This window comes from Microcystis sp. LE19-84.1B, assembly GCF_027531875.1.
GTDB lineage: Bacteria > Cyanobacteriota > Cyanobacteriia > Cyanobacteriales > Microcystaceae > Microcystis > Microcystis panniformis.
Map to the genome: position 1 here is coordinate 1 of NZ_JAPZSR010000060.1, position 2,435 is coordinate 2,435.

At 32.9% G+C, this 2,435-nt stretch carries 2 protein-coding genes; both read right to left on the minus strand.

Going from position 1 to position 2,435, the window contains the following annotated elements; all coding sequences use genetic code 11:
* A partial coding sequence (locus O9324_RS03310; RefSeq protein WP_288139463.1) for an IS1634 family transposase occupies positions 1–1,262 on the minus strand: 1,262 nt, incomplete at its 3' end.
* Positions 1,263–1,929: 667 nt separating this feature from the next.
* On the minus strand, positions 1,930–2,435 hold a 506-nt coding region (locus O9324_RS03315), incomplete at its 5' end, for a transposase family protein (protein WP_288139464.1).

The window sequence follows — 2,435 nt, forward strand, 5'->3', positions numbered from 1 at the left end:
TTATAAGTTGTCACCATTTCGGCTGAGTCTAATTTGTCTTCTTCATCAACTAAGTTAGTTGCTAAAATAAATCTGCCTGCTTCCTTTCTTCTTCTGACTATCTCTTCAGTTTTTTCTTGCCCTACGCCGCTAATTTTATAAATCGTTTTATGGTCTTTTGATTGACTGGCAATTAGGTCAATTTCTAGGATTTTAACGAGGTTTAGTTTTTGATTAATTGCTCTTAATTTATATCGGGCTTGTTGGGGATTTTCCAACTCTTCTTTCTGCAAGCTCTTGAGAATTATCTCCCCTTTGTCTTTTTCTTTTTTTAGGTTATTTTCTAGTTTTTTTAAGTCACTTATTTGTCTTTTTTCACTGGTTACTATTAGCCAGATTTGTTGGATTCCCCCATAAGTCACTTTTTCTTCTTTCCAGGTATATCCTTCTAAATTTAGCTCTGCCCTTTTTTCTCTTTCCTTGGCCTCTATTTCTTCCATTTCTGAATTTTGGACTAATTCTTTGGCTCTTTTTATCGTCATGGGAACTCTACTTATCCATTTTAGATGTTGAATTAGTTGAAGATTCTCTTGACTATATAAGGCACTGTCACAGACCATAATACTGTCAAATTTTATTGGTTTTTTAAATTCTACTAAGATTTTGCCAAAGACAGCTTTGTCCGCTTCATTTCCATCTCCGACTCTCACAAATAATGGTACGTCTCCATCCTCGGTTGTTATTAAGTCTAAGACGCATTGTTTCAAATCTGGTCGATGGTCACGAGAATATCCTTTAGTAATAATTATTGGTCTTTCTTTGAGCAGCTCTTCTTCTTTCTCTTTTTTTTCTTCACTTTTATATTCTCCATCTAGAGGAAATGATGTGGCATCTAGATGAGAATATTTTGTCTCTATTTTAAATTTTTTGATGACCGATAAGACAACTTCTATAAAGATATCATTCAGTCCATGTTTGTATAATTCATCCATGACTCTCCCAATTTTATCATCATTGATATAATCGGTTTTTATTTCTTCTCCCAATAATTCTTCGATTCCTTTATCTTCAAAAAATTGACTAAATAAGTATAAAGGTCTTGAAACAAATCCTAATCCATTGATTAGAATAGCTTTGACCACTGTTCCTGCTGAAATTTTTTCTCGGGGGTCGATTCCTAATTTAGAGTTGATTATTTCAACTATTCCTATTTCGTCAATTAGCCCGGCTACTATTCCTAAGTGATCTAGGTTTTTAATTTTTACCTCTGAGATAGGAGACAATTTTTGTACCTTTAATAGATTTTTGAGCTTTTTGATTGTCTCACTTTTTTGGGACTAATTCTCTGAGTATTTTTACTTATTTTTTCTTGAATGAGTTTATGCTACTTTATACTACATTTTGAAGTGCGGAGTGTCGGCTCTAACTTAGCTTGCTTTAGTATTTGCAAGGTTCCAACTATCATTAACAACAGTAGATATCTGGCTCGTCCCAGTTCATTTTCTAACACTTTCTGGTATAGTTCACTTATCATTTTCGTTATTTAGGTCATATATGGTAAATATGACTTATCTTTTTTTGGAGTCTGTATCTGTATTCCATGCTACATAAGCTTTTCGGCTTGCTTGTCCCCCTGTCAGTTAATCGCCACAGTTTCTCTCATCTAGTTACCAGCGACTGAATTGGAGATACCAGCTTAGATTTTCCTCCTATAGAACTCTTGGAAATTAATTATATGTTATAATGATGGGTTAACTAATTTTCCCAAAAAAATTAGTTAACCAGTACATTAGTCCTGAATGAAAACTTGAAGTTTAACTTTTAACTCAAAACTCTTTAGATATGCTTTAATTTGGTTATCAAAACCTCTTTATTTAAGCAGCACAAACTATCTCAATTTTTATAATTGAGAATAAATTATCCTTGACTTGATTAATCTTTAGGCAACTTTTAAGAAGCTGCTATACCTATCCCTAACTCACAGTTATAAATAGCCGCCAACAAGTTAACTCTTAAACTATATCTTCGACGACGATTCCGATATTTACAGGATAAGATTTTAAAGATTTTGAGTTTCCTATTTATATGTTCAATGATAATCCTTTCTTTGGCTAAAGCCTTGTTATACTCTTTTTCTAACTCGGTTAATTTTCTATTTTTCGATTTCTTTTTCGGTGTATAACTATTACTATGGTATGCAGCTATTCCCTGATAACCACTGTCTTCTATGCTGGTAGTTAAAGGATGAAAACGAACTCGACTTTTTTTAAATAAACTAAAATCATGACCTCTACCTTTCCCACAAAAGACACAGAGGTAGTGATTCGGTAGTAGTGGTAAGCCATCTTGCTTATCTGGACTGAGTCGTGTAGAATATTTACTAATAAAAATAATTGCTTGATAAATGTTGGGGATTTGGTTTTTATGATTGCTATTTTTATCAATATCTTCTCTTG